This is a genomic window from Haloarcula sp. CGMCC 1.6347 (genome assembly GCF_037078395.1).
In the GTDB taxonomy this organism is placed as follows: domain Archaea; phylum Halobacteriota; class Halobacteria; order Halobacteriales; family Haloarculaceae; genus Haloarcula; species Haloarcula amylolytica.
Map to the genome: position 1 here is coordinate 382863 of NZ_JAYMGX010000002.1, position 25948 is coordinate 408810.

The window sequence follows — 25948 nt, forward strand, 5'->3', positions numbered from 1 at the left end:
TAAATGACGGCGACACAGGGCAATCTCGCTAGCCTTTCGCGGTTTATTTTCAGGGCTCCGACCTGGTATACGAGCCTTGCCTTTGCGCTGGTCATCGCCGCGATGACCGGCATCGTCGCGTTCGACTCACGGTTCATCCTCGACGACGCCTGGCAGGGCGTGTTTCTCATCGGCCTGCCGACCTCAATCGCCAGTGCCGTGACACCGTGGGTCGACCGGCAACTGGGCGGGCAGTTGACCCCGAACCGGGCCACGCTGCTTGCGGTCATCTGTGAGCTGATCACTATCGCAATGTTGACTGTCGCCGGCGTTATCGCCATCTTCAGTGTCCGCCTCGGGCAGAACTTCGTCTTCGACGTGCTGTTAGTCGCGCTGGCGTCGATATTCGCCTTCCGGCTGCTGATACTGATGGCCGTCTCGCGGCACTCACTGCTGAAGGCGGCGATTCCGGCGAGCGTCCAGACGGTCACTGCCGCCGTGTTGCTGGCGATATACAGCGGGGCGACCGCGTTCATCCTCGAAGACCCGATGCTCCGGGAGTACCTCTCCCGCCCGGAAGAGGTCCCGCCGCAGGTACAGGGGTTCATCCCGCAGGACTTCATCATTCTCGCGGTTATCTGTGTCATCTACGCGCTGGCAGTCTGGCTGTTCCTGGTCGTCATCGACCAACCGTGGCGCTCCTCACTCGGCGTTTCCGCGCTGGATTTCCTCCGGGGCTTCATCGGGCACATCGCCGAGGGTACGCGCGAACTGGAGGAGTTCTTCGAGGAAATCGGCGAAGAAGCCGTCGTCCCGGTCACCTTGCTGTCGGTCCGTCGGCCGGGCGGCGAGGAGAAAGCCCGGTTCGTCCTGCCGATGATTCACCCCGGCCCGATGGGTGAAATCGGCGGCGGCAACCTCCCCAGACGCGTCGCCGAATCGGCCGACGGCCTGGCCTTTCCGCCACACGCGACCGCCGGCCACGACTTCAACCTCGTCACCGAGCGGGAGGTCGACACGATCCTGTCGACCGCAGAGACGGCGTACCAGAACCTCGAATACGACGACCAGGCGACGGCGGGCCTCCGTGTCACAGAGGGCGAGGCCACGCTGACGGGGCAGGCCTTCGGCTCCGATGCGCTCGTCGTGAACACGTACGCGCCGGGCTGTGCCGACGACGTGGAGTACGCCGTGGGTCTCTCAGCGATGTCGGAAGCGCGGGCCGACGGCCTCGACGACGTGCTGCTGGTCGACGCACACAACTGCAACGACGGGCTCGAGGGCGACGACCTCGGCCACGTCGTTCCCGGCAGTCAGCGGTCATTCGACATGCTCCACGGGGCCGGACAGCTTGGGAGCCTGCTCACAGACGCCGAAACTGGCCAACTCCGCTGTGGTGTCGCCTGGGACAGGACCCCCTGGGAGCCCGAGGAGGGTATCGGCCCGCTCGGGATACGGGTCTGTGTCTTCGAAGTCAACGGCCAGCGAACGGCGTACGTGCTCATCGACGGCAACAACATGGAACCGGGCCTCCGCCAGCGCATCATCGACGCCGCCGACGGCGTGGATCTGATGGAGGTGATGACCAGCGACACCCACATCGTCAACACCGTCGAGGCCGAGAACCAGGTCGGACAGGTCATCCCCGAGAAGGAAATCGTTGCGCTCATCGGGGACCTCGTCGACAGAGCCGTTGCCGACCTCGAACCCGTCGAGGCCGGGATGGCGAGCGAACAGGCGACCGTGACGGTGTTCGGCAACGACCGGACCGAGACGCTGGCCTCGACTGCCAACGCGATGGTCTCGATGGGTGGCGCGCTGGCCGGGGCGTTCATTCTCGTCGTAATGACGATCAGCGTGTTGATTTTCCTGCTGACCTGACGGCAGTCGGCCGGATACGATCCGATTCCTGCAGCACTACCGACTCGCTACGCTCGCCGACTCTGGTAAAGAGAACGCCGAGGAGGAGATTTGAACTCCTGAGTCCGTGAGGACAGTTGCTCTCGAAGCAACCGCCTTGGCCAGGCTAGGCTACCTCGGCTCACCCATCAGTACCGCCGTTTGCTCTTTAGGGGTTTCGATTTCAGACTCGACACCCCTTTACCGGACCCGTAACATGACAGGCTATGGACGCTACCGAGGCAAGCGAGGTGTCGAGTCAGATCCTCGACGAGATCGGGAGTGCCGTCATCGCCGACCGCGGTTTCTTCGAGACGGTGCTGCTGGGAGTCGTCGCGAAGGGCCACGTCCTGCTCGAGGACGTTCCCGGCACGGGAAAGACGCTGACCGCCCGCAGCGTCGCGACCGCGCTGGGACTGTCCTTCTCCCGCATCCAGTTCACGCCGGACCTCCTGCCCGCCGACATCACAGGAACACACATCTTCAACGAGGAGTCCCGGAGCTTCGAATTCACCGAGGGGCCGGTGTTCGCCAACGTCCTGTTGGCCGACGAGATCAACCGCGCACCGCCAAAGACCCAGTCCGCCCTGCTCGAAGCGATGGAAGAGGGACAGGTCACCGTCGACGGGGACACCTACGACCTGCCCGAACCGTTCTTCGTCATCGCCACGCAGAACCCCGTCGACATGGAGGGGACTTTCGAACTCCCCGAAGCGCAGGTCGACCGGTTCCTGGCAAAGACCTCGCTTGGCTACCCTGACGACGAGGGCGAGGTCGAACTCCTCCGGCGGCGTGCCGGCCGGACGACACAGAGTCCGACCGTGGAGCCGATACTCGACGCGGAGTCGGTCACGGAACTCCGGAGCGTCCCGGAGACGGTCACCGTCGACGACGACCTGCTGCAGTACATGGCTGCCCTCGCCCGGGCGACCAGAGACGACTACCGCGTGGACGTCGGGGTCTCACCGCGCGGGACCCAGCGGCTGTTCGAGGCAGCGCGGGCGATGGCGACCATCGCGGGCCGGGAGTACGTTGCGCCGGACGACATCAAGCGGGTCGCGCAGCCGGTACTGGCTCACAGGCTTGTGCTGACGCCTGATGCGCGCGTCGAGCAGGTCGACAAAGGAACAGTCATTCAGAGCGTGCTCGACGAAGTCCCCGTCCCGACCGTCTAACCCCACGTCCAGTGGGCGTCGAGGGCGTACCGGTACAGGCCCGTGATGACGATAGCCGCGCCATTGCCGACCAGCGGCACGACACCGCCCCAGGTGACAAACGCGTAGAGGAGGCCCAACTGGAGCGGGATCGCCGTTCCACGAACGAGGTTCGTCTTCCCTAACCCGACTACGTACTCCCGCAGATCCGAATGCTGTGACCGGTGGAACGTCCAAGCGTTGTTGAGGACGTACTGAAGCAGAATCGTACACTCGATTGCGATAGCGGCCGCGAGAATGTAATTCAGGCCACCGACATCGTTGAACAACCACAACAGCGCCTGCTGAATCGACGCGGCAAACACACCGACGAGAAAAAACCGGACGAGTTGCTGTCGTCGGGCCGGTGTGACGACAGCGGACGCCATACAGCCTTACTGATAACCGAGCGCCTTTAACCGTGCTGTTATCTCGTCGGATGCCTCGGTGTTTTCAGTACCGGTCCCGTCGCTATCGAGTTCTGCGAGGTGTTCGGCAACTGCATCCGAGAGCCGGTCGAGGACGGTCGCAGGCGGGGCGTCCGCCGAGTCCGAACACAGATCGACCTGCTCTTCGGGATCGTTCGTCCGGTCGTACAGTTCCTGGCGCCCCGATTCCGTGAACTCGATGTACGTGTATCGCTCGTCGCGGGCGCTGAGGAGGAGTTCCCCGTCCGCGCGGCTCCGCGGGATCGGCTGGCTGGTCACACTCTCGCCCCGGACCGCTGCGGAGACGATGGGGCCGCGGTCCTCGATACCCGCGCCGTGGATCGCCGGGGCGACGGAGGCCCCGTCCCACTCCGCCGCCGGCGTGAGCGACAGCAGATCGCACACCGTCGGCGCGATCGTGTCGAGGCCGACCGGGGTCTCGACCGACTGGCCCTCGCTGTCCGGCGTCGAGACGATGTAGGGAACGTCGATGAGTTCCCGATAGAGCTTGGGGTAGTGGGCGAGATGGCCGTGTTCGAGGAACTCCTCGCCGTGGTCGCCGGCGACGACGACGGCCGTATCGTCGCGATGGCCCTCTGTTTCGAGGGTGTCGAGTAACCGACCGACGCTGGCGTCGACCTGCCGAACCGTCGCCTCGTACAGCGTCCGGAGCGTCTCCAGCGTCCGGTCGTCGACTTCCCAGCCCAGCCCGGTTCGGAGGTGGGAGGTGAGCATTCGGAGGACACCGAAGTGGTTGTCCGACACCTCGCGGATGTGCCGCGGGGCCGGCACGTATGGCGTGTGTGTGTCCATGTAGTGGACCCACAGGAAGAACGGTCCGTCGGTCGCCTTCAGGAACTCGGTGGCGTGGTCTTCGAGGTCGCCCATCCGAGACACGTCGGCGAAGGGCCGTTCGTCGGACCCGCCGCTGAGGACGGTCGCGGCACGACGGAACGGCGAGGTCCCCAGTTGGACCCATGCCTGAATCGTCGGGTGAGCCGCCAGATACTTGCTGTAGCCGCCGCTGTCGACGAACGGCTCGAACTCGTCGAACCCGCGGTCGTACCCCCAGTGGTCGGTGAGGAAACCGTTGGCGGCGTTGAACCCTGCCGTCTCGATACCGGCATCGGACACCTGCTCGGCCAGCGTCGGCGTCGACGCCAGACCGATGTCCTCGCTTTCCGCGAACACCGGCCGTGAGCCGTGGATGGACGGGAACGAGAACGGCGTCCAGTTCCCCTGTGCCACGGCGTTTTCGAAGACGACGCCCGACTCAGCGAGCGAGTCCAGGACTGGGGAGACGCTGTCAGTACCACCCAGTGCGTCCGCCCGCAGCGAGTCAACCGTGACCAGCACCACGTTGTTCGTTGCCGGCGCCGTCATTGTCGGCCCACACTCCCCCACAACGGTAATAGTACCGACGTATCGCGTCCACAAACTGGGGTTTGCGCCCAGTGCGTACCACCGAATTCTCTCATACCCCCTATACCAGACACTGAATACTGAACGTTCCGGATAAATTCAGACGGCTATAATAGAACCATACTCTGATAAGGTAGAACTAAACCCTTCTCCGACAATGACTATTTCGGACGTGTTCGATGACCGACCAGATTCAGTTTCGGTCCTACGACCACCGAGACGCCGACGCTGTCTGGCGTCTCCACGAGCGCGCGATACGAGCGACCGGAAACGACCCCAGTGACATCCCCGGCACGTCGGACCTGCAAAACATCGAGACGCGGTATTTCGACACCGGCGGTGCGTTTCTCGTCGGCGTCGTGCCCGCCGTCGACGACGAACTCCCACAGACGTTCGACGGCGGCCTGGCCGCGATGGGCGGGTTCCTCCCGAACGAGGTCGGCCACGCGGACGAGCGCACCGTTCCCGGCGCGGCCGAACTCCACCGGATGCGGGTCGCCCCGTCCCGGCAGCGGCGCGGTTACGGTCGCAGCCTGCTCGGCCAACTCGAACAGCAAGTGGCCGAGCGAGGCTACGAGGTCCTGCTTGCGACGACGTCACAGAGCCAGCCCGCCGCGGTCGCGTTCTACCGCGACGAGGGGTATCAGGAGGTCGGCCGGTCGACGCAGGGCGAGTACGAACTCGTCCACTTCGAAAAACGGCTCTGACCCAACAGTCGGATGGGCGTTCAGTCGCCGCTGTAGGCGTCGTCGGTGTCCTCGCCGAAGGAGGTGTTGAGCCCGCCCGGGCTCTCCCGGTCCTGCTCGCGCATGCTCTGTCGCGTGAACTGCGGCTTGGCCCGGACGGCCTTCTTCGAACGGAACGACCACCACAGCGCCAGGGACAGGCCGACAGTTCCGGCGATACCGACACCGGTGGCCGGCAGCGACGCCTGCGTGTAGAGGAACGCCGTCGAGAACAGCGTGCTCGCAAGCAACATCCCGAGGATGAGCCGCTTGGTCATCGTCGCGAGCAGGCCGTCGGAGTCCTCGATGTCGGCCTGCACGCGGAAGTCCTCCCGCTCGACTCTGTCGAGGGCGGACTCCAGTTTCGGCGGGATTCGGACGGCCGACCGGGCGGCGTCGGACACTTCGGTCGCCCGGTCCTCGACGAAGTTCCGGACGCCCTCGGCGAGATACCCCTCCTCGCGGAGATAGTCGGTTGCGACACCGATGAAGTCGAAATCCTCGTCGAGGGTGACACAGACACCTTCGACGACTGTGGCGACGCGCAACACGAGCGCCAGGTTCGCCGGGAGCCGAAGCGGGAACTCGTAGATGGTGTCCTCGACCTGCTGAATGATCTGCTGGACGCGGTACTGCTCGATGTCCTCGCCGCGAGCGTCGGCGATGGCCAGTTCCATCACGTCGCCCATCACCTGCCGGTCGGCCTCCGGTGAGAGCGTCCCCATCTCGATGAGGGCATCGAGGATGGCGTCGATGTCTTGGTCGGCGACGGCGGCGTAGAAGTCGATGATCTTGTCCTGCACGAACGGGTCGACCCGGCCGGACATCCCGAAGTCGTAGAAGACGAGCGTCCCGTCGTCCTGTACGGCGAGGTTGCCCGGATGGGGGTCCGCGTGGAACACGCCGTCGTCGATTATCATCTGGAGGTACGCCCGCTGGAGCGTCTCAGCCAGTTCCGTCCGGTTGATACCGCCCGCGTCGAGGCTGTCGATGTCGTTGATCTTCGTACCGGGGACGTACTCCATCGTCAGGACGCGCCGCGTGGAGTGGGACTCCTTGACCTTGGGGATACAGATGCGGTCGTTGTCCCTGAAGTTCTCCCGGATTTCGGTGAGCATACGGCCCTCTCGCTGGTAGTCCATCTCCTCGCGGATGGTCTTCGAGAACTCGTCGGCCAGCGTCTCCAGCGAGAACGACCGGGAGTCGTCGATGAAATACATCAACAGCGGGAGCGACCAGCGGACGACCCGGAGGTCGGCTTCGACAAGCGCTTCGATGCCGGGGCGGCGAATCTTGACGGCGACCTTCTCGCCGTCGACCTCCGCCAGATACACCTGACCGAGCGACGCGCCGCTTATCGCCTCTGTCTCGAACTCGTCGAAGCGGTCGTCGACAGAGCCCAGTTCGTCCTCGATGACGACCTGTGCCTCGTCCCAGTCCGCCGGTGGCACGCGGTCCTGCAACTTGGAGAACTCCTCGATGTACTCCGGTGGCAGGACGTCCGGGCGGGTCGAGAGTATCTGTCCGAGTTTGATGAACGTCGGGCCGAGCGTCAGCAGCGAGTCGAGCAGCTGCTGTGCACGTTTGCGACGCTGTTCAGGCGTGACACGGCGAGACGAGCCGACCACGAAGAACCGCTTTCGGTCTCGTGCGTACGCGACCAACAGGGGCAGGAAGTGGCGAGCGACGACGAGGAACCGCCAGTACGCGCGAAGGTTCACCGGCTTGCCACCTCTGGGTCAGTCCCCGTCGATCGGGATTGTAGTACTCGGTGCGGCTGTCGCCTTCGGCAGGCGGAGTTCGAGGACGCCGTTTTCCACGGTCCCCTCCCCGCCCTGCCCGGTCGTGTCCGGCGGGAGCGGGAGCTCGGCGTCGAGGAACACGGAGCGGTCCTCGCGGACGAACGTGAACTCCCCGGGCACGTCCTTGGTCCGTTGCCCGTCGATACGGAGGCGGCCCCCCTCAACGGTCACGTCGATTGTCTCCGCGGTCACGCCCGGCAGGTCGAGCACGAGCAGGTATTCGTCCTCGGATTCGAGCACGTCCGCGAACACGGCGTCGGGAAGGTCCCGAAGCGCCTCACGCAGGGCTGGCATACGCCTGTCTAAGTGGTACGCAGTGGTAAACCCGACGGTCTCTGCTACTCTACAGGGGTACGGAGAGGAGGACGGCAGCACCGATGAGGACAGCCGCTAGTCCGAACACAGTTTCAGCGATAGCGCCCCGAACAATCCGTCGGGCCGTGCCACGCTCGCTGGTGTCGGAGATGACGAACACCGGCGTCCCGTCGCCGTCCCCGACGACGGCGTCGACCAGATTGCTTCCCCACTCCGATGCGGGGCCGCGCATCGCCTGGCCGTAGACGTACACGTCCTCGCCAACGTCCAGCCGGCGCTCGGTAAAGCGCTGCTTGTTCCCCAGGCTGATCTCCGTCACGAGCAGGTTCACGGACCCGTCCTGTGCCTCGACGCCCTCCGTCCGCTCGACGTAGTCGGCCAGGCGCTCGGGGAGTTCAGTCCCGGGGGACACCGTCACCGACTGTGATTCGAACCGCACGTCCGCTCCGTCGGGATTCACGCGGACGCGAGCGCCCCCGTCGTCGACTACGAAGTCGACGCCGGCCTGCCCCTCGTCCAGCGTCTCCCAACTGGAGTGTTTCCCCGACGACCGATACTCCTCGACCTCGTAGGTGTAGGCCAGACACTTGCTGCCGGTGAAGGGAGCCGTGACGGTTCCGGCGTCCTCGTCGGCAACAGCTGTGCCGGTGATTTCGACGGGACCGGAGTGCCCGTCGAGCGAGCGCACCGGGACTGGATCGTTACGGAGGATGTGAAACACCGTTCGGAGTTCCCGGCCACCGCGGAGGAGGACGAAGCCGCCGATGACCAGGAACACGATGGCGACCAGTTGCGGGAGGACCATACGGCCACTCCGAGTCGGACCGAACAAAAGCGTTCCCAGTCCATGTGGACAAGTGCCGGATGGGCCGTGGCCACTCGGGGCGTTTTTGCCACAGTACCCACTAGCAAGGGTATGGCTGGCTCCCCGCCGTCGGAGGCCGAGTCGCTCGCGCTGGAGACTGCCCGCAGACAGCTCGGTAGCTTTGCCGTCCCCGTCGACCGGACAGACAGGATTCCGCTCTCCGTCGCTGTCGGACGCGTCCTGGCGACAGATGCGACGGCGAACGAACCCGTCGTGGAGGCGGACATCTCTGTCGACGACACCGTCTTCGAGGAGGGCCATCAGGTACGGCCCGGCGACGTGGGACTGCTGCGGGCGACCGGCGTCTCCGAACTGCTCGTCCGCCAGCGACCGCAGGTCGGAATCGTACCGACTGGCGACGAACTCCGAGCGGACGCCAGCGCGGCCCACGAGGTCGAGACAGCGGGGTTTACGTTGGCGCAGTACGTCGACCGGTGGGGCGGGAAGGTGACCTACCGGGACCCCGTCGCCGACGACGCACCGGCGCTCCGGATGGCCGTCCAGCGCGACCTCACCCGTGATGCGCTCGTCATCACCGGGACCGAGCCGGGGGACACGCTTCGAGAGGTCGTTGCGGACCTCGGGGAGGTGTTCACCGACTACGTCGATATCGACCCGGGCCAGCGGACGGGAGTCGCCGTCGTCGAGGACCGCCCAGTCCTGCTGTTGCCGGAGTCGCCGAGTGCAGCCCGCGTCGGCGCGGTACAACTCTTTCGTCCGCTATTGAAGGCGTTTGCCGATGCACCGCTGTCTGCGCATCCGGAGACACGAGCGACGCTGGCGGAGCAGGTCGACAGTCAGGACGCGGTCCGGACGTTTACTCCGGTCGCCGTGAGCGACGGGACGGCGACGCCGCTACCCGGCGTTGACCTCGCCACGGCGACCCGAGCCGACGGCTGGGTATCCGTGCCTGCAGACGAAACTGGTATCGATGCCGGGACGACCGTCAGGGTGGAAAACTGGGACTACCTCCCTTGAGACGAGGTCAGGTCAAGCAGCGATGCGACGCGCCGGTCGCCACGCACGCACCGACCCGTCTCTGCGGGGGACCGGCGACCGACGTGGACGCCGTCGAGACCGGCGTTCCACGCCGCGCCGATGTCTGACGGGTTGTCGCCGGCGAGCACGCCGCGGTGGCCGTTGTACCAGACGTCCATCTCCCGCATCGCCAGTTCCACCGGCTTCGGGTCGGGCTTCCAGCCGATGTCGTCGTCACAGCAGACGACCGTCTCGAACCAGTCGGCGATGTCGAGGTGATCGAGCACCGGTTCGGTGAGGTACTGCTGGCAGTGCGTGACCAGCCCGACCGGTGTATCGAGGGTGGCGAGGAACTGCTCGGCGTCGTCGTAGAGATACGTCGCCTCGGCCCGGGCAATGGGGTCTTCCTCCTCGTGGAACAGCCGCCAGAACTCCTGCTGGTCGACATCGCGCTCTGCGAGTGTCTGTGACCGTGTTCCACCGAAACCGTACCAGAGCGCATCCCGCTCCCGGTCCGTGAACTCGACGCCGAGGCGGTCGCCGACGGCACCCATCACTTTCCGGGGGTACGCTGGCTCGATATCGACGAGCGTTCCGTCGAGGTCGAACAGCCAGAAGTCGTAGTCGGTGGTCATGAGGGGTACAATTATTGGGGATTCGCTAATAAAGTCTTTCGGGCCCTACGACTAGTTTTGCTGCGTATAACGCCGCTATAGACACTGACTACGAAGCGACAGTTCGTTTCACGCCACACGAACTGAACTGCCGAGGTACTTGGTGAGCACCTCGCTGACCGAGTCGGCGTTGAACAGGGCCAGGTCGTCGGCGATTTCGGCTTTCAGCGCGTCGAAATACGCCTCGTCAGTCCGGAGTTCGCTGAACGACGCCGAGACGACCGGACAGCCGAGTTCGTCCGCGACGAGCCGACGGAAGTGCGGTTCGTCAGCGAGTTCGCCACGCCAGAGCGTGTCACGGAAGAACAGCCACCCGCTGGTCCCCGGATCGTCAGCCGCCCGGTACAGCGTCGTCTCGAACCGGTCGGGGTCGGTCCACAGCCCGTCCGCGTCCGGCTCCAGTCGGATTTCGACCCGGAAGACGTATCGTGCGGTCGCGCTGTCGGGCTCGGTCGGCCGGAGCGAAGCGAGTCCGTCGGTCGTGTCCACGGTCACACCGTCAGTCGTGGATGCCGTTCAGCCGTTCGGCGAGGTCGATGTCGTTCTCGGTGATGCCACCGGCGTCGTGGGTCGTGAGTCGGACTTCGACCTCGCCCCAGCGGATGGTCATCTCCGGGTGGTGCCACGCGTCCTCAGCGAGGCCGGCCGCGGCGCTCAGAAAGCCCGACGCGTCCAGATAGCCGTCGAACTCGAAGACGCGAACGATTTCGTCGCCGTCGCGGGTCCACTCCTCGGGTAGCCGGTCGCTAATCTCTGCATCAGAGAGCAGGTCTGCCATATCGGCTACGTCGGGCGGCGTGGGCAAAAAGGTGGGCGTGGTCAGTCGTCGGAGAGCCGGTCGAGCATCGCGTTCGGGATCTCGTCGCGCATGCCGTCGGGGATGTCGTCGACCGACATGCCCTGGGTGAACTCGGGCGGGGTGGCCTGGTCCGGGCCGCCGAAGTCCGGGTCGAACAACTGGAGCGCCGTATGAATCGTCGACCAGTCGTCCTCCTCCGCGGCGTCGCGGAGGCTCTTGGTCGGCGCGGCGAGGATCTGCGAGACGATGGCGTCGGCCATCGCTTCGACGACTTCCGCCTGGTCATCGTCGAAGTCAGCCGCCGAGAGCGCGCTGTTTATCTCGGCTGCCTTGACCTGTTCGGCGCTCTCGTACATCGTCGAGATGACCCTGTCAGCGCGCTTGCGCTTGTACTGCGTGAGCAGGCGGTCGAACTCCTCGTCGACGATGCGCTCGACCGCTTCCGCGGCTCGCTGTCGCTTGTTGCGCGTTTCGGCGGTCACCGACTCCAGCGCGTCGAGGTCGTACACCGTCACCGACGGGAGTCGGTCCGCCCCGGCCGGGACGTCACGCGGCTGTGCGATGTCGACGATAGAAACCTCGCCAACGTCGCTGAACGTCCCGATATCGAACACCTGGTCGCCGCTTCCCGTCGCCGAAATGACGGCACTGGCCTCGGAGACGGCCGCTTCGATGCCGTCGAGCGCAACCGCGCTGGCGTCGATGTCGACCGATTCGGCGACGTGCTCGGCGTGTGGCACTGTCCGATTGGCCACGAGCAGCCGGTCTACCTCCTCGCTGAGCGCATCCGCAGCGAGTTGGCCCATCTCGCCAGCCCCGACGACGAGCGCGGTCCCGTCCGCCAGCGAACTCTCCTGTTTGAGAAGGCGCACCGCGGCGGAGGCAATCGAGACGACACCCTCGTTGATCTTCGTCTCCGTGCGGGCGCGCTCGCCGACGTGAATCGCTTTCGTGACACCGTCTTCCAGCATCGGCCCGATGCCGCCAACGCCGCGGGCGGTCTCGTAGGCGGTCCGGAGCTGGCCGAGGATCTGGTCCTCGCCCAGCACAATCGATTCGAGCCCGGCGGCTACCCGGAGCAAGTGGCGGAGACTCTCCTCGTGACCCATCTCGACGACGACATCTTCGGGCACGGCGCGGGTGAACAGTTCGAGTGCGTCGAGCCCGTCCGCGTGATCAGAGACGACGACGTACCCTTCGGTACGGTTACACGTCTGCAGCGCAATCGCCTCTTCGACCTCGGGGTTGGCGAGCAGGGATTCGACGGCGTGGCGCTCGCTGTCCGCCGCAGCGGTCTCTAATTGGTCGACGCTCGCGCGCTCATGGGAGATACAGACCCCAACGATTGCACCAGTGTCCCCTCTCACGTTTGATCACCAGGTAACTCTCCGATCACGTCTCTAGCTACTTGCTCTCCCTTGTACCTGCCACTATCTAAAGCCTTCCAAACTTCCCGTGACCTGACAACGAACCTGACGGCGTCACGCCGTTCGGTCGGCGGGACCCCCCGATCGCGCAGGTCCTCACGGAGGTCGCCTGCGAGTTCCGCCATCAGACCGGCGTTTCCGAACTCGTCTTCGAAACGCTCGCGGAGGTGTTTCGACAGCGCCGGCGCGCGCCCACCGGTCGCAATCGCCAGCGTCACCGGGTCGTCCCGCACCGTCGCCGGAACGACGACGTTGCCGAACGACTGGTCGCCGTGGTCGTCGGCCCGGTTGACGAACGCGCCGTGGTCCTTGGCAGCGGCGGTGAAGGCGTCGTTCAGGTCCGAGTCGTCCGTCGCGGCGACGACCAGCGCCGGGTCGGTCCGCTCGACCCACTCTGTGGCGTCCTCAGGAGTCGGGGCAGCCCGGACCTTTTCCGCGTCCGCGAACGCCCGGTCGGCGAACTCGGGGCTGAGGACGACGACGCTCGCCTCCGCGGCGAACGTTCGGGCCTTGCGCGCGCCGACCGGACCGCCGCCGACGACGAGTACCGTCTCGCCTTCGAAGTCGTGCATCAGCGGAATCATCGGTGCTCCCCTCCTGATCTGGCGCTGCTACACCAAGCGGACACGGTCACGCCGTCTCTGTGTTCTGCCGCGCTCGTTCGTCCAGCCTGATACCCGTCTTCTTCAGGATGCGCGTCGAGAACAGCGTGTCCCAGTCGTCCTCGGACACGTCCCAGTGGTCGGCCATCCGGTCGCGGACCTGCTGGATGCGCTCCTGACTCTCCGCCTCGCTTCGCCCGTGGGTCATCGCGAAGAAGTTGTACGGCCAGACGCCGTCGTGACGCGGCCGCTCGTAGCAGTGGGTCACGAAGTCGAACTCGGCGATAGCCGGGCCGACCTCGTCGATGACCTCGTCGGGGACGTCCCAGACGGTCATCCCGTTCTCGCTGTAGCCCAGCGCGTAGTGGTTCGGGATGACCCCGACGCGGCGGACTTTCCCCTCCATGTTGAACCGCTGTATCGTCTCCAGAACCCAGTCGACGTCGGCGTCGATCTCGTCGGCCACGTCGGCGTACGGCGTGGCAGTGACCGGGAGGCCGTCCTGAATCGCCAGCACCAAGTCCAGTTCGTCGGCGGTCAGGGACTGGCTGTCGGTCGGCGTCACGTCCGGCCCCAGATCAGAACAGTCGATGGCCTGGGTCTGTGGCCCCTCGACGGGGAACTTCGCGCCGACGTGGAACTCCTGCTGTTTCGGGAGGTTGTACGTCTCCTCGCCGGTTTCGGCCTCGATCTCGGCCAGGACCTCCTCGACCCGTCCTTCCTCGGCCACCGAGAGAACGAACCACATATTCAGATGCGGGTGCTCGCGCTCGTAGTTGTGCGCGACCTCCGGGTGCGCGTTTATCATCTCGGCGTGGTCGTCGTAACTGTCCTCGGGGGCGTGGGTCGCGACAAGCGTGGCGGTGCCCCCGATAGCTTCGGCGTTGATGAGTGCCCCGAACCGCGTGAGCACGCCCGCGTCGTCGAGATCCTGTACGCGTGCTAACAGCTCGTCCGCGTCGATGTCGACGCCGTGGTCGGCGAGGGCCGCCGCGGCCGGTTCGAACGGCCGTTCGACGACCGGGAAGCCGCCCTGGAAGGCGTTCAACACCGCCCGGTCTACCGTCCCGAGGTCTTCGCTCATGCCCGAATCTGGGGGGCCTGCGAATAAAAACAGTCCGGGACAGCCGGTACCATGTCCGGGTCGTCGGAGCGTTTTACCCCCTTCCGCCCCTAGCTCACATGTGGCAATCTCGACAGCCGAACTGGCGGTCCGGCTGCTGGTCTACCTGTTCGTCCTGATAGGAGTGCCGCTGTGGTTCGTGCTGATGTTTCGGCTCATGGACTACGCCGCACACGGCACGCTGGTCGAGCAGTTCAGCGGCCGACGCAACGGTCGCGACACCGGCCAGCTCAACGCCTACTTCGAACAGGCCGCCGTCGAGGCCACGACCTGTCGCATCTGTGGCGCAGCGAACGGCCCCGACTACACCTACTGTCACAACTGCCAGGAACGGCTGGCGACTGGCGACTGACGCGGTTACTCGCCTTCGACACCGGTTACCGCGTAGCCAGCGTCCTCGATAGCTTCGAGAATGCCGTCGTGGTCGGCGCTGGCCTCGTAGTAGAACACCAGGTCAAAGGAACTGTTACGCAGGAGCTGCTGGCACTCCCAGACGAACTCTTCGTCGTCCAGCGTGAGGCCCTGATGCTGGTTCGACGCGAACTCCGGATCGTCGCTACCGGAGTAGACGTACGTGTCCTTCGGGTCCAAGCCCGCGCCCTCGGCGATGAGTTCGCCGACCTCGATGGTGGCCTGCATCATCTCGATCTCGTCGCTGCCGTCGTACTCCGTGTGGACGACAGCGCCGTTGAGCTGAATCTCGCCGGGCTCAAGCAGTTGTTTGGTCCGGCGGTAAAGGTCGTCGTCGAGTGCGTCGGCCTCGCTCATACCATGCGGTCGGTGTTGCTGTCCCTAAGACACTTCGGATTCCAAGCGCTGGTCGGGCTCTACCCGAAGATATTCGGTCCGAGAGGCGGCACAGCGACAGCGGTGGGAACCCACGCGCTGCCGAGTAGCGCCGCTCGGTCAGTCGCGAACCCGTTGAAAAGCGAGCCGTTCTCGCTTACAGTCGCGTGAGGTTCTTCGCCCGCGGGCCTTTGTCTGCCTGTTCGATGTCGAATTCGACTTCTTGCCCTTCTTCTAGGTCCGGGCCGCCGACGTCTTCCATGTGGAAGAACACGTCTTCGTCGGCATCGTCGGTTTCGATGAAACCGTAGCCACCCGTATCGTTGAAGAAGTCTACAGTGCCTGTCGCCATGGTTACAGCCGCGTGAGGTTTTTCGCGCGCGGGCCTTTGTCGGCCTGCTCGATCTCGAATTCCACTTCTTGCCCCTCCTCGAGGTCAGGACCTTCGATGTCCTCCATGTGGAAGAAGACGTCCTCGTCGGAGTCTTCGGTATCGATGAACCCGTAACCGCCTGTGTCGTTGAAGAAGTCTACCGTACCGGTCGCCATTGCAATTTGAACGTTAAGCCGGGGTATATTAAAACTATGCGCATATATTTCGCCAGATTAGGAGGGAAATAACTGTACCCGGTCCCTTCCACAAAGCCCTTATTGAGTGGTTGAAATGTATACAACGATGCTATCGAGGGGGAAGCGACTGGGATATGCGGCCTACGAGCGATTGCTCCAGTGGGAACTGTCAGGGACGCCGGACCACGTCGCAGTCATTATGGACGGAAACCGAAGGTACGCTGAAAAGCAGGGCGAAAAAAAGCAGGAGGGCCACAGGGAAGGGGCCCAGACGACGGAGGCGCTGCTGAACTGGTGCGACGAACTCGGCGTTCGTGAGGTGACGCTGTACACGTTCTCGACGGAGAACTTCGATCGCGACCCCGAGGAGCGCGAACACATCTTCGACCTCGTCGAACAGAAGCTCCGGACGTTTGCCGACGCCGACCGGGTCCACGAGGCCGGTGTGTGTATCCGCGCCATCGGCGAGACGGAGATGCTACCCGAGCGGGTCCGAGACGCTATCGACTACGCTGAAGGGCGAACCGCCCAGTACGACCAGCTCAACCTCAACATCGCGCTGGCCTACGGCGGCCGGGCCGAACTGCTCGGCGCGGCCCGCAACGTCGCCACCGCCGTCGAAGACGGCACTCTCGACCCGACGGATGTCTCCGCGGAGACTATCGAAGCGCGGCTCTACGAGGGGCCGACCCGCGACGTCGACCTCATCGTCCGGACCGGCGGCGACGAACGCACTTCGAACTTCCTGCCGTGGCACGCCAACGGCAACGAGGCCGCCACGTTCTTCTGTACCCCCTACTGGCCCGAGTTCCGGAAAGTCGACTTCCTGCGGGCGATCCGGACGTACCAGAACCGCGAGCAGTCCTGGCGGACGACCCGTGCCGAGCGGTCGCTCGCGCTGGTCCGTGCCATCGAGCAGTCGGAACTGCCGACGGCCAAACGGATGCTCGGACGGTTCCGGGACGCGCTCCCGAGTACCGAGCGCGAGCAACTCGACGAAGAGTACGACCTCGCGGACTGACCTCTTACCGCCCGAACCGGCGCTGCCGCTCCTGATAATCCCGCAGCGCCCGCAAGTAGTCCCGCAGTCTGAAGTTCTGCCAGTTCACGTCGGTGAAGTACAGTTCCGAGTACACGGACTGCCAGATCATGAAATCCGAGAGCCGTTCGGCCCCGGTCTTGATAACCAGATCCGGGTCGGTCGGGAAGACGAGATGCTCCTCGACCGCGGCCTCGTCGATGTCGGCCGGGTCGAGTGACCCCTCGTCGACGTCTTCCGCGAGCTTCTGGACGGCCGTCGCGAACTCCGACTGTCCGCCGAGGCCGATGGAAATCTGGATCGGGGCGTCGGCCGTCGTCTCGTCGTCCGGTACTCTGACCGCTATCTCCCGTGGCGCGGTGACGCTTTCGAGTTCGCGCTGGAGCGTCGGAATCGCTTCCTCGTCGAGGACGCTCACGTAGACGACGACGGTATCGGTGCCGTACTGAACGGCCCAGTCGAAGAATCGCTCTAAGGTCCGGTATGCACCGTCTCCCAGGAGGTCCCGCTCGGTGATCACCAGCGCGACCGTCTCGGGCAGGTCGGCGTCGCTGCGCCGAACGCGCATCGCGAGATATCGGTCGTATAGTCCCACGCCCGCCGGTATGCTGACAGCCCCAGTAAATCTCACGGTACCGTCGCCTCCGCAGTTCGGAAAGGGTAAGTGCCTCTCGGGGATACCGGTGGGACGTGACTGGCACAGTCCGTCGGGCAGGCGCGTTCGCCGCCGTGGGGACCCTCGCGGTCGCCGTCCCGGCCGCAACGGGCTTTCGCTCGCTCGAACTCGCGACTGTCGCCGCTATCGCACCCTTCGTCCTCGTCGCCGCGCTCGGTGTGACGGTCATCGGGCAGGACTCGCGGCTGTTCGACCTGTTCGCGCGCCCCGGCGACTACGAGGACGGGAAACTGTACGGCCTGGCGGCCTTCTCGCTTGCCGCCGCCGGGCTCGCGCTGCTTGCCGTCCGATTCAGTCTACCGGTGCCGGTGTTCGTCGGCGTCGTCGTCGTCGTCGCCTACGGGAACCTCGGCCAGCGACTCGCCTACACCGTCCGCTCCGACGAGGTGGTCGCAACCGCAGGCTTTGTCCTCGTCGGCTTCGTCGCCGGCGTCGCGGGACAGGTGCTCGGAACGCGGATTCAGGCCGCCGTCGGCGAGGGAGCGGCCGCCGTCGACATGCCACTCGTGCTGTTTCTCGCCGCCAGCGGCGCGTTCGTCGCCGCCCTGCTTCGCTCGGTCCTGTTCGAACGGGACGACCCGCTCGTGATGCTCACGGTGGGACTGCTGCTGTGGCTGTTTTTCGAACTCGACCCGTCGGTGACGGCACAACGCGTCGTCATCGCGCTCGCCGTGACAGTGCTGCTCGGCTATCTCTCCTACGCGCTCGACACGGCGTCCCTCCCGGGGATGCTCACCGGCGTTCTCCTCTCCTTTTTGACCATCGTGCTCGGCGGTTTCGGCTGGTTCGCCATGCTGATTTCCTTTTTCGCGCTCGGTGGCCTCTCGACGAAGTTCCGCTACGAGGAGAAACTGGACCGCGGCATCGCCGAGGAGAACGAGGGCGCACGCGGGAGCGGGAACGTGCTCGCGAACTCCATCGTCGCGCTGTTCGCCGTCGTCGCCGCGGCGGCGAGTCCGAGCCACATCGCCGTCGACCCGCTCCTGTTCTTCTATGCCTTCGCCGGGGCCGTCGCCGCCGCAATGACCGACACGTTCTCGAGCGAGTTCGGCGGGCTCTACGACAACCCGCGGCTCATTACGACGCTCAAACCCGTCGAGCCGGGCACTGACGGCGGCGTCACCTGGCAGGGCGTGGCCGCCGGGGCCGTCGGCGCGGGCATCATCGCCGGCATCGCCGCGCTCACGCAGGACATCAGCACAGTCGGCAGCGGCGTCATCCTCCTGTGTGGACTGGTCGGCATGACCGTCGACAGCCTGCTGGGTGCGACCGTAGAGGGGTCGGTCGTCGGCAATCAGGGCGTCAATATGCTCGCGACCCTGGCAGCCGCGCTGACCGGTGCCGGCGTTGTGCTGGCCGTCGGCCTCCTATGATCCGCGAGGCCCGCCCCGAAGACGAGGTCCGTCTCCGGGCGATCCAGACGAACGCGCTCGACGAGCCGTGGCCGGGGCTCCTCGGCGTCGGAATCGACGGCCCGCCGCTCGTGCTGGTCCTCGACATCGGCGAACCGCTCGGCTACGCGCTCGTCGTGCCGGACCATCCGGTCGCGTACCTGGCGGAGTTCGCTATCGCGCCCGGCAAACAGGGGCAGGGCCTCGGGACGACACTGATGGACGGGCTGCTGGACAGGCTCCGCGCTGGCGAGTTCGAGACGATCAGACTCACCGCCCGCGCGGACGACGAGCGGGCACGCTCGTTCTACGACGGCTTCGGGTTCTCTGTCGCCGACGAACTACCCGACCACTACGACGACGGCGACGGTGTGTTGCTCGTTCGCGAACTCTAGTCCTCGATGCGAACCTGTACGGCCGTCGGCTGTTTGACGTACTCGCCGTGGCCGGCGGCGACGACAACATCGACGCCGCGCTGGGCGGCGACATCGAGGAGCTTCTGCGTGCAGTCGGCATCGATGACGACGGTCTTGGGAACGGCCTCAGCGGCTGCAAGCAGCGAGACGACGGTATCAGCGTCGCCTTCAGCGAGCAGCGTCGCGTCCTCGTCGACCAGCCTGGCCGTCCCGCTGTGGTTCTGAATGACGGCTTCGATGTGGTCCGAAAGCGAGGGGATGGTCGGTCCGTCGCCGCTTTCGGTCGACTCCTCGTCGGCTGCGGCATCCGCCACAGCGGTTGCGTTCGAGTTGTCCGCGACACTCGTCGCCCCCTCGGTCGTTTCGGCCTGGGCCGACCCGGCCTGCGGACCGGGCGCAGGCTGGCTGTCTGTGGTGTCCTCCGACGTCGCGGCCGCCACGGCACCGCCGTCAGCGGTCGTCGACTCCCCGGGATGGGACATCTCCTCGCGGATGCTGTCGAGGCTCTTGGCGCTTGCGACTGTCTCGTACGGCACCTTGTCCCGGAGCGCCGACATCACCTCGCTGCGGGAGAGGTCCTCGACGGACTTGTCGGTGGGTGCGACGGCGACGTAGTCCACGTCGCCGACCTGCGCGAGTTCCTTCAGGATGAGGTCCCCGCCGCGGTCACCGTCGAGGAACGAGGTCACCGTCCGGCCGGCCGTCAGGTCCGCAATGGCGTCGGGGACGTCCGTTCCCTCGACTGCGACGGCGTTCTTGATACCGTACTTGAGCAGTTGCATCACGTCCGAGCGGCCCTCGACGACGACAATCGCGTCGGAGTCGGCCACCCGCGGGCCGGCCGGGAGTCCTTCATAGTCGGTCACATCGGCGACTCGGACCTGCTGTCTGACCGTCTCGACGATGTCCGCGGTCTGGATGGACTTCTCCTCGAAGTCGTTCAGGAGTTCCGTCGCGCGCTCAACGACTTCGCGCCGCTTGGCGCTCCGTACGTCCTCAATCTCGGAAACTTCGATCTCGGCACGACACGGCCCCACCTGTTCGATGGTCTCCAGTGCCGCAGCGAGGATCGCTGTTTCGACCCTGTCGAGGCCGCTCGCGACGGTAATCTCTCCAAAAGACTGTCCGCCCTCGGAGCGTATCTCCACGTCGATGCGGCCGACCTTCTTCGAGTCCTGCAGGTCCCGCAGATCCAGTTCGTCGCCGAGTAATCCTTCCGTCTGGCCGAACACCGCGCCGACGACATCGCTCCGCTCGACGACTCCCGCCGCCGTGATGTCGGCATGTATCAGATATTTCGCCGTATCTTGCATGATTGTCCTGTTTTCCAGCCCGTCAACCGGTGTTCCGACGGACTGCTGTCACTATACTGATGTTGGGTAGTACAGCGGAATAACCTTGCGCACGCGAGTCGAAGTCAAACCGTCCCGCAGGTACGCGGCGCTCCGACACTGCCTCTGTATACCATTCTATTCCCGAAAGGTCGGCCACTCACCTCAGTAGCGGAGTCATGCCGTCGATACCGGCCTGAATGGCGTCAACCGGGTCCTCGGGATTGTCGTGCTCGAAGACCAGCCACTCAGTCCCCGCCTCGCGGGCTGCATCAACCACCCCCTGGAGCGGCACCACGCCGTCACCGAGAGCCGTCGGCTCTCCGTCCGCGGTCATGTCTTTGAGGTGGACGACTGGAACGCGCCCGTCGAGTCGCCGAATCAGTTCGACGGGGTCCTGTCCCGCCGCGTGCGCCCACCCGGCGTCGAACTCGAACCCGATCGTCGTCTGGTCGACGAGCGCGTCGAAGGCGGTCCCGTCGCCGAGCGGGACGAACTCGTGGTCGTGGTTGTGGTACAGGAGCGGTCGGTCAAACTCCGCCGCAAGCATTTCGAGTAGCGTCACCGTCGACTCGACTGCGCTCTCACTTGCGAAGTGATCGTCATCGAGATACGGGAGAATCAAATACGGCGCGTCAAGTGTCCGGACCTGATTGCCAACGGTGCGGGTGTCGGACTGCAGGTCTTCCAGTTGAACGTGGACGCCGGCAACGCCGAGTCCCGCTTCGTCGAGCGCGCGCCGGGACGCGCCCGGGTCGCCGATGCCGGCGAACTCCACGCCGTCGTAGCCCGCGGCGCTGATGCGGTCGAGTACGTCCGATAGCGGTTCCCGGAGCTCGCGGAGCGTCCAGAGCTGGATCGCTGTCTCCATACCGTTGTTGCGAACGCTGTCATAAAATAACTGGACGGACTACCGGGACGCATGGGATTCACTGAAACCGAGATCGATCCCGCACGGTTCCTCGAAGACGTAGAGATGCGTATCGGCGAAATCGTCGACGTCGAACCGTTCCCCGAAGCCTGCAAGGACGTGTACAAACTCGACGTGGATTTCGGCGACGAGACGCGCCAGTCCGCCGCGGGACTGACCGACGTGTACGATCCGGAGGACCTGCTCGGCTCGCAGGTCGTCGCTGTCGTCAACCTCGGGACAGTCTCTATCGCCGGCTTCGAGAGCGAGTGCCTGGTCACCGGCGTCGACAGCGAGGACGGTGTCGTCCACCTGACGCCCGAGCGGGAGGTCGAACCCGGGACGCGCGTGTATTGAAAGCGATCTCTGTGACGCGGACGTATTGAAGACGATTGTTCTTCAACGAGGCTGGGTGAAGGTTCGTTACCCATTAGTATCGCTAGCGGCTAGTTTGTCGTAATATGAGTTCGGTCAGGGTCGCTGGGTGGACAGTCGTCGCGTTCGTGCTGATGGCGCTGGCAGTGCCGTGGTTCCTCTGGGACACCAGCGCGATTGCCGCAGGGCTGCCGGTGTGGCTGTGGTGGCACATCGGGTGGATGGCGCTCGCGAGCGTCGTCTTCGCCGTCTTCGCGCGCACCGACTGGGGCCTCGGCGTCGAGGAGGTGAACTGACGTGGCCGATACTGCGCTCCAGTTGGGTATCGTCGGCGCGTACATGGTCGTCGCGCTCGCAGTGGGGGCCGTCGCTTATCGACTCACCGAGCGCACCGCCGAGGACTACTACCTCGCGAGCCGGACGCTCGGCACGGTCGTTCTGCTGTTCACGACGTTCGCGACGCTGCTGTCGGCGTTTACGTTCTTCGGCGGCCCGAACCTCGCGTTCAGCGCCGGCCCCGAGTGGATTCTCGTGATGGGGCTGATGGACGGCATCATCTTCGCCGTCCTCTGGTACGTGCTGGGGTACAAGCAGTGGCTGGTCGGCAAGCGCCACGGCTACGTGACGCTCGGCGAGATGCTGGGCGACCGGTTCGGGTCAACGGCGCTGCGGGTCCTTGTCGCCACCGTGAGCCTGGTCTGGCTGTTCCCGTACGTGATGCTCCAGCAGAAGGGGGCCGGCCAGGCCATCGTCGGCCTCACGAACGGTGCGGTCCCGTTCTGGGTCGGAGCCGGCGGCATCACGCTGTTCATGATCCTCTACGTTGCGCTCTCGGGCATGCGCGGCGTCGCCTGGACGGACACGCTCCAAGGGCTGTTCATGCTCTCGCTGATCTGGGTCGCCGTCGCCTGGGTCCTGTCGGCCGTCGGCGGCGCGGGCGAGGCGACGGCCCTGCTGGCCTCTGAAGAGCCGGCCTTCGTCGGCCTTGGCGGCGGCCTCTACACGCCGCAGTACATCATCTCGACCGCGGTCAGCATCGCCTTCGGCGTGACGATGTTCCCGCAGATCAACCAGCGCTTCTTCGCCGCCGGCTCGAAGAAGGTGCTCAAGCGCACGTTCGCGCTCTGGCCAGTGCTGGTCCTGCTTCTGTTCGTTCCGGCGTTCATGCTGGGGGCGTGGGCGGCGGGACTCGGCGTCACGGTGCCGGAGGGCGGCAACGTCATCCCGGCGCTGCTGGGCGAGTACACGCCGACGTGGTTCACCGCGCTGGTCATCGCCGGCGCGATGGCCGCGATGATGTCCTCCAGCGACTCGATGTTGCTTTCGGGGTCGTCGTACCTCACCCGTGACCTCTACCGGCCGCTGACCGGCCGCGACGACGCCAGCGACCAGGAGACCGACCGCCGCGAAGCGCTCGTCGCCCGCATCGGCGTCGTCGCCTTCGCCACACTGTCCTTCGTTGCGAGTCTCTACACGCCGGGGACGCTGGTCCAGATCGGCGACACCGCCTTCAGCGGCTTCGCCCAGCTAACTGTCCCAGTCGCGCTGGCGCTGTACTGGCAGGGAACCACGCGCACCGGGATGTACGCTGGCGTGGTGGGTAGTCAGGTGTTCTACGGCCTGCACGTCTTCCCGGTGCTTGCGACGATTGGGGGACTGGCCGGCCTCGACGTCGCCCTGCCGACAGCGTACCTGGGCTGGACGCCCGGCATCGTCGGCATCCTAGTCGGTCTCGTGTTGACAGTCGCCGTCTCGCTGGTGACTGCCCCCGCCGCGACCGAGAACCGTACCGCCTACGCCGTCACCGGTATCGAAAGCGACTGAGACGCGGTCGGTCTGCGTGCCGCCCTCCGGCACGGCAACCACTGGACGGCGGCCGTCGGCAGACATGTAAACCTACAAAAGCGTCCAGACCAATGTGTCGGTATGGACTCCGATCAAAACGTCGGCGGTCGCGACCGCCTGATCCGAGCGGTGCTGGCAGTCGTGCTGACAATCGTCTCCCTGCGCTGGCTTCGCAGCGGGAAGCGCAAGCGCGGCCTGCTCGCCGGGATCGGCGCGCTCGGCCTGGGATTCAACGCCTCGACGGGCTACTGTGGCTTCAACGATACGCTCGACATCGACACGTCGGCCGATGACGACGACGTGTTTGCCCCGGATGCGGACGACGAGCCGGCAGCCGACGAGTCGACGGACGTGAGCGTGGACTTCACCTCCTCCGGCGATACCGAGGCCTCGAACGGCCACGCCAGCGGTAAGCTGACCTGCGCCGTCTGCGAGGACCCCATCGTTCCCGGGGAGCGCCGCGGACCGAACGATGACGGCGCTATCGTGCACGAAAGCTGCGAGTAACGCGCCGCCCCGATACGCGCTCGGCAGCCCGAGTCTGGTTCTTTTTATAATCACCGTCCCAGTCTTTCACGTATGCAGACCCACATCGTCCCGGTCGGGTTCGACTACGACCGGCTCATCGCGCCGCTCGTGCGCGAGCAACTCGACGTTGACCGCGTCATCCTGCTCGAGGGCGCGGTCGGCAGCGAGGCCAACGTCGAGTACTCGCGAAACCTCGCCGAGAAGCTCGAAAAGGACTACCAGAACCTGCTCGGGGCCGAAACCGAGCGGTTCGTCGTCGCCGACGTGTACGACTACGACGAGGCCTTCGAGCAGGCCTTCGAGCTCATCAACGCCGAACTCGACGCGGGCAGCGAGGTGTGGGTCAACGTCTCCGCGATGCCTCGGACTGTCTCCTTTGCCTTTGCGACCGCGGCCCACTCGATCATGGTCGAACGCGAGGGCGACCGGGACCGCATCCACACCTACTACACGGTCCCCGAGAAGTATCTGGAGACCGAGCTTGCGGAGGAACTGCGCAAGCAAATCGACATGCTGGAAGATATGCGCACAGGCGAAGAAGTCGACGAGCGCGTCGACGAGCGGCTCGAAACCGCACGGGACCTGCTGTCTGAGTTCGACGAGCGCGGGACGACCATCGGCGCGAAGGAGATCGACGGCTCCCACATCGTCGAACTGCCGGTCGCCTCCTTCTCGAACGTCAAGCCCTTCGAGGAGGTCATCCTCTTCACGCTCGGCGAACACGGCGAGTTCGAGTCCGTCTCCGAACTGGCCCAGCAACTGGCCCGGGACATGGGCGAGGAGTACACCGACTCCTTTCGCTCGAAGGTCATCTACAACGTCGACCGGCTCGGCCCCGGCGGGAAGGGGTACATCGAGCAGGAGGACCACGGGAAATCCTACCGGACGACGCTCTCCCGCATCGGACAGCTCTGGGTTCGCGCCCACTCCGCCGAGGACCGCGAGCACCGCGAGCCTGACTTGCCGTAAGACCGTTGTGATCCATACCAACACTTTTGCTGTTGGATGGAGTACCAACACCCATGCCCGGGGACGACGGGGCACAGCGTGTCCTCGAAGTCACGAAAGACTTCGGTGATCGCTACGCCGAAATCAGCGCCTACCGCGTCCCCGAGTCAGACCGCTATCCGGAGGGAATCAAGTACTCGATGCAGTACGGGAACGCCGCGGGCGAGACCATCGTTCGCTACGACAATTTCCCCGACCATCCCGACGCGGCGCACCACCACAAACACCATGCTGACGGGACGGTGACGGACGTCGACTTCGACGGACCTCGACCCCTCTTCCAGCGGTTCAAATCCGAGGTGATAGACTATGGCCACGACTGGTAACTCCGATACGACAGACAGGACACTGCACATCCGGTTCCGCGAGGGACGTGACGACCGCATCGAAGACGCCCTCGCCGCGCTCGACCGGGACGAGGAGCCGGACCCGTACTTCGAAGTCGTGTATCACGACCCAGCCGACGTTCACCGTGTGACGCGGCCAAAGTCACTCGAACTCCTGCGAGCAATCGTCCAGCACGACCCCGGGAGTATTCGTGAGACAGCGCGACTCGTGGACCGCGATGTCAGCCAGGTACACCGAAATCTGAAGGAACTCGAAGAACTGCACCTCGTAGAACTCGTCGACGACGGGCAGTCGAAACGGCCGTCGGTCTGGTACGAAGCTATCGATATCGACCTCCCGCTCGTGACGCCGGACATCGGGTCCGACGAGGCGACGGCGTGAGCGAGGTATCGGAAGCGCCACCGAGGCACGGCCGCGTTCTCAACGTATAACCCGGGACGACTACTTGCGGGCCGCCGGCGAAAACCGAAGTCATTAATCCTGCCGTTGGTCGA

At 65.2% G+C, this 25948-nt stretch carries 32 protein-coding genes and 1 tRNA gene; 15 read left to right on the forward strand and 18 right to left on the reverse strand.

Going from position 1 to position 25948, the window contains the following annotated elements; translation table 11 throughout:
* Positions 1 to 3 precede the first annotated feature (3 nt).
* On the forward strand, positions 4 to 1860 hold the full coding sequence (locus tag VI340_RS10375) for a DUF2070 family protein (RefSeq protein WP_336358304.1): 1857 nt from the start codon (positions 4 to 6) through the stop codon (positions 1858 to 1860).
* Positions 1861 to 1935: 75 nt separating this feature from the next.
* Here the strand turns inward: VI340_RS10375 and VI340_RS10380 are convergent.
* Positions 1936 to 2020: transfer RNA gene (locus VI340_RS10380), tRNA-Ser, on the reverse strand.
* 85 nt (positions 2021 to 2105) lie between these two features.
* On the opposite strand from VI340_RS10380, the gene VI340_RS10385 reads away from it, so the two are divergent.
* Entirely contained in the window at positions 2106 to 3053 is a 948-nt protein-coding gene (locus VI340_RS10385) for an AAA family ATPase (protein ID WP_008312676.1), read from the forward strand.
* Here the strand turns inward: VI340_RS10385 and VI340_RS10390 are convergent.
* Positions 3050 to 3460: a GtrA family protein gene (locus tag VI340_RS10390; protein WP_008312675.1), complete on the reverse strand. Its 411-nt coding sequence runs from the start codon at positions 3458 to 3460 to the stop codon at positions 3050 to 3052. The genes VI340_RS10385 and VI340_RS10390 overlap by 4 nt on opposite strands.
* Positions 3461 to 3466: 6 nt before the next feature.
* On the reverse strand, positions 3467 to 4882 hold the full coding sequence (locus VI340_RS10395) for a sulfatase-like hydrolase/transferase (RefSeq protein ID WP_008312674.1): 1416 nt from the start codon (positions 4880 to 4882) through the stop codon (positions 3467 to 3469).
* Between the two features lie 218 nt (positions 4883 to 5100).
* Between VI340_RS10395 and VI340_RS10400 the strand changes: the two genes are divergently transcribed.
* Positions 5101 to 5628 carry a GNAT family N-acetyltransferase gene (locus tag VI340_RS10400; RefSeq protein WP_008312672.1) on the forward strand — a complete coding sequence of 176 codons (528 nt, stop codon included), beginning with the start codon at positions 5101 to 5103 and terminating at the stop codon, positions 5626 to 5628.
* 20 nt (positions 5629 to 5648) lie between these two features.
* Here the strand turns inward: VI340_RS10400 and VI340_RS10405 are convergent, their stop codons facing one another.
* The 3 genes from VI340_RS10405 to VI340_RS10415 are packed head-to-tail and all read right to left on the reverse strand — an operon-like array spanning position 5649 to position 8568.
* A complete protein-coding gene (locus VI340_RS10405) occupies positions 5649 to 7367 on the reverse strand; it encodes an ABC1 kinase family protein (protein ID WP_336358305.1) in 1719 nt (572 codons plus the stop codon).
* An 18-nt stretch (positions 7368 to 7385) separates the two neighbouring features.
* Entirely contained in the window at positions 7386 to 7742 is a 357-nt protein-coding gene (locus VI340_RS10410) for an Hsp20/alpha crystallin family protein (RefSeq protein WP_008312668.1), read from the reverse strand.
* A 49-nt stretch (positions 7743 to 7791) separates the two neighbouring features.
* Positions 7792 to 8568 carry a GIDE domain-containing protein gene (locus VI340_RS10415; protein WP_336358306.1) on the reverse strand — a complete coding sequence of 259 codons (777 nt, stop codon included), beginning with the start codon at positions 8566 to 8568 and terminating at the stop codon, positions 7792 to 7794.
* A 111-nt stretch (positions 8569 to 8679) separates the two neighbouring features.
* Between VI340_RS10415 and VI340_RS10420 the strand changes: the two genes are divergently transcribed.
* Positions 8680 to 9606: a molybdopterin-binding protein gene (locus VI340_RS10420; RefSeq protein WP_336358307.1), complete on the forward strand. Its 927-nt coding sequence runs from the start codon at positions 8680 to 8682 to the stop codon at positions 9604 to 9606.
* Here the strand turns inward: VI340_RS10420 and VI340_RS10425 are convergent.
* The 6 genes from VI340_RS10425 to ahbB all read right to left on the reverse strand — a co-directional run bounded on the left by VI340_RS10425 (position 9594) and on the right by ahbB (position 14192).
* Positions 9594 to 10241 carry an HAD family hydrolase gene (locus VI340_RS10425; protein ID WP_008312662.1) on the reverse strand — a complete coding sequence of 216 codons (648 nt, stop codon included), beginning with the start codon at positions 10239 to 10241 and terminating at the stop codon, positions 9594 to 9596. The two genes, VI340_RS10420 and VI340_RS10425, sit on opposite strands and share 13 nt — an antisense overlap.
* Positions 10242 to 10349: 108 nt before the next feature.
* A complete protein-coding gene (lwrS, locus tag VI340_RS10430; RefSeq protein WP_049943083.1) occupies positions 10350 to 10769 on the reverse strand; it encodes an LWR-salt protein in 420 nt (139 codons plus the stop codon).
* Positions 10770 to 10779: 10 nt separating this feature from the next.
* Positions 10780 to 11058 (reverse strand): 4a-hydroxytetrahydrobiopterin dehydratase, encoded by a 279-nt coding sequence (locus VI340_RS10435; RefSeq protein ID WP_008312658.1) that lies wholly within the window; start codon positions 11056 to 11058, stop codon positions 10780 to 10782.
* 41 nt (positions 11059 to 11099) lie between these two features.
* Positions 11100 to 12446, reverse strand: a complete 1347-nt coding sequence (gene hemA / locus VI340_RS10440) for a glutamyl-tRNA reductase (RefSeq protein ID WP_336358308.1) — start codon at positions 12444 to 12446, stop codon at positions 11100 to 11102.
* Positions 12443 to 13090 carry a precorrin-2 dehydrogenase/sirohydrochlorin ferrochelatase family protein gene (locus VI340_RS10445; RefSeq protein WP_008312655.1) on the reverse strand — a complete coding sequence of 216 codons (648 nt, stop codon included), beginning with the start codon at positions 13088 to 13090 and terminating at the stop codon, positions 12443 to 12445. The genes hemA and VI340_RS10445 overlap by 4 nt, the downstream gene beginning before the upstream one ends.
* Before the next feature lie 46 nt (positions 13091 to 13136).
* Positions 13137 to 14192, reverse strand: a complete 1056-nt coding sequence (gene ahbB / locus VI340_RS10450; protein ID WP_336358309.1) for a siroheme decarboxylase subunit beta — start codon at positions 14190 to 14192, stop codon at positions 13137 to 13139.
* A gap of 100 nt (positions 14193 to 14292) precedes the next feature.
* Here ahbB and VI340_RS10455 point away from each other — a divergent pair, with 100 nt between their 5' ends.
* Entirely contained in the window at positions 14293 to 14583 is a 291-nt protein-coding gene (locus VI340_RS10455; RefSeq protein WP_336329100.1) for a DUF7577 domain-containing protein, read from the forward strand.
* Between the two features lie 5 nt (positions 14584 to 14588).
* Here VI340_RS10455 and VI340_RS10460 read toward each other — a convergent pair whose 3' ends face one another.
* From VI340_RS10460 to VI340_RS10470, 3 genes are all read right to left on the reverse strand, one after another.
* Complete coding sequence (locus VI340_RS10460) at positions 14589 to 14999, reverse strand: DUF5778 family protein (protein ID WP_008312649.1); 411 nt, start codon at positions 14997 to 14999, stop codon at positions 14589 to 14591.
* Positions 15000 to 15174: 175 nt separating this feature from the next.
* Entirely contained in the window at positions 15175 to 15369 is a 195-nt protein-coding gene (locus VI340_RS10465) for a cold-shock protein (protein WP_004591449.1), read from the reverse strand.
* Positions 15370 to 15371: 2 nt separating this feature from the next.
* On the reverse strand, positions 15372 to 15566 hold the full coding sequence (locus tag VI340_RS10470; RefSeq protein ID WP_008312646.1) for a cold-shock protein: 195 nt from the start codon (positions 15564 to 15566) through the stop codon (positions 15372 to 15374).
* Positions 15567 to 15681: 115 nt separating this feature from the next.
* On the opposite strand from VI340_RS10470, the gene uppS reads away from it, so the two are divergent.
* Complete coding sequence (gene uppS, locus VI340_RS10475; protein ID WP_336329099.1) at positions 15682 to 16608, forward strand: polyprenyl diphosphate synthase; 927 nt, start codon at positions 15682 to 15684, stop codon at positions 16606 to 16608.
* Positions 16609 to 16612: 4 nt separating this feature from the next.
* Here uppS and VI340_RS10480 read toward each other — a convergent pair whose 3' ends face one another.
* Positions 16613 to 17221, reverse strand: coding sequence for an undecaprenyl diphosphate synthase family protein (locus VI340_RS10480; protein WP_049943071.1), 609 nt, complete (start codon positions 17219 to 17221; stop codon positions 16613 to 16615).
* Between the two features lie 95 nt (positions 17222 to 17316).
* On the opposite strand from VI340_RS10480, the gene VI340_RS10485 reads away from it, so the two are divergent.
* Together VI340_RS10485 and VI340_RS10490 are read left to right on the forward strand one after the other, a co-directional pair.
* Positions 17317 to 18675 carry a DUF92 domain-containing protein gene (locus tag VI340_RS10485; RefSeq protein WP_008312641.1) on the forward strand — a complete coding sequence of 453 codons (1359 nt, stop codon included), beginning with the start codon at positions 17317 to 17319 and terminating at the stop codon, positions 18673 to 18675.
* Positions 18672 to 19088 carry a GNAT family N-acetyltransferase gene (locus VI340_RS10490; RefSeq protein WP_008312639.1) on the forward strand — a complete coding sequence of 139 codons (417 nt, stop codon included), beginning with the start codon at positions 18672 to 18674 and terminating at the stop codon, positions 19086 to 19088. Before VI340_RS10485 ends, VI340_RS10490 begins: the two co-directional genes overlap by 4 nt.
* Here the strand turns inward: VI340_RS10490 and dnaG are convergent.
* Complete coding sequence (dnaG, locus tag VI340_RS10495) at positions 19085 to 20422, reverse strand: DNA primase DnaG (RefSeq protein ID WP_008312637.1); 1338 nt, start codon at positions 20420 to 20422, stop codon at positions 19085 to 19087. The genes VI340_RS10490 and dnaG overlap by 4 nt on opposite strands.
* A 178-nt stretch (positions 20423 to 20600) precedes the next feature.
* Positions 20601 to 21311 (reverse strand): sugar phosphate isomerase/epimerase family protein, encoded by a 711-nt coding sequence (locus tag VI340_RS10500; protein ID WP_007188869.1) that lies wholly within the window; start codon positions 21309 to 21311, stop codon positions 20601 to 20603.
* 51 nt (positions 21312 to 21362) lie between these two features.
* Here VI340_RS10500 and VI340_RS10505 point away from each other — a divergent pair, with 51 nt between their 5' ends.
* The 7 genes from VI340_RS10505 to VI340_RS10535 all read left to right on the forward strand — a co-directional run bounded on the left by VI340_RS10505 (position 21363) and on the right by VI340_RS10535 (position 25835).
* A complete protein-coding gene (locus VI340_RS10505) occupies positions 21363 to 21707 on the forward strand; it encodes a tRNA-binding protein (protein WP_336358310.1) in 345 nt (114 codons plus the stop codon).
* 104 nt (positions 21708 to 21811) lie between these two features.
* The gene (locus tag VI340_RS10510) at positions 21812 to 22021 is read left to right on the forward strand and encodes a DUF3311 domain-containing protein (RefSeq protein WP_008312634.1); all 210 of its coding nucleotides are present in this window, start codon (positions 21812 to 21814) and stop codon (positions 22019 to 22021) included.
* Position 22022: 1 nt separating this feature from the next.
* Positions 22023 to 23549, forward strand: a complete 1527-nt coding sequence (locus VI340_RS10515) for a sodium:solute symporter family protein (RefSeq protein WP_336358311.1) — start codon at positions 22023 to 22025, stop codon at positions 23547 to 23549.
* Positions 23550 to 23651: 102 nt separating this feature from the next.
* Positions 23652 to 24077, forward strand: coding sequence for a YgaP family membrane protein (locus VI340_RS10520; protein WP_008312632.1), 426 nt, complete (start codon positions 23652 to 23654; stop codon positions 24075 to 24077).
* Positions 24078 to 24149: 72 nt separating this feature from the next.
* Positions 24150 to 25067, forward strand: a complete 918-nt coding sequence (locus VI340_RS10525) for an HFX_2341 family transcriptional regulator (RefSeq protein ID WP_008312631.1) — start codon at positions 24150 to 24152, stop codon at positions 25065 to 25067.
* Positions 25068 to 25120: 53 nt separating this feature from the next.
* Positions 25121 to 25432 (forward strand): toxin-antitoxin system TumE family protein, encoded by a 312-nt coding sequence (locus tag VI340_RS10530; protein ID WP_336358312.1) that lies wholly within the window; start codon positions 25121 to 25123, stop codon positions 25430 to 25432.
* Entirely contained in the window at positions 25416 to 25835 is a 420-nt protein-coding gene (locus VI340_RS10535) for an HVO_A0114 family putative DNA-binding protein (protein ID WP_336358313.1), read from the forward strand. Before VI340_RS10530 ends, VI340_RS10535 begins: the two co-directional genes overlap by 17 nt.
* Positions 25836 to 25948: the final 113 nt, after the last annotated feature.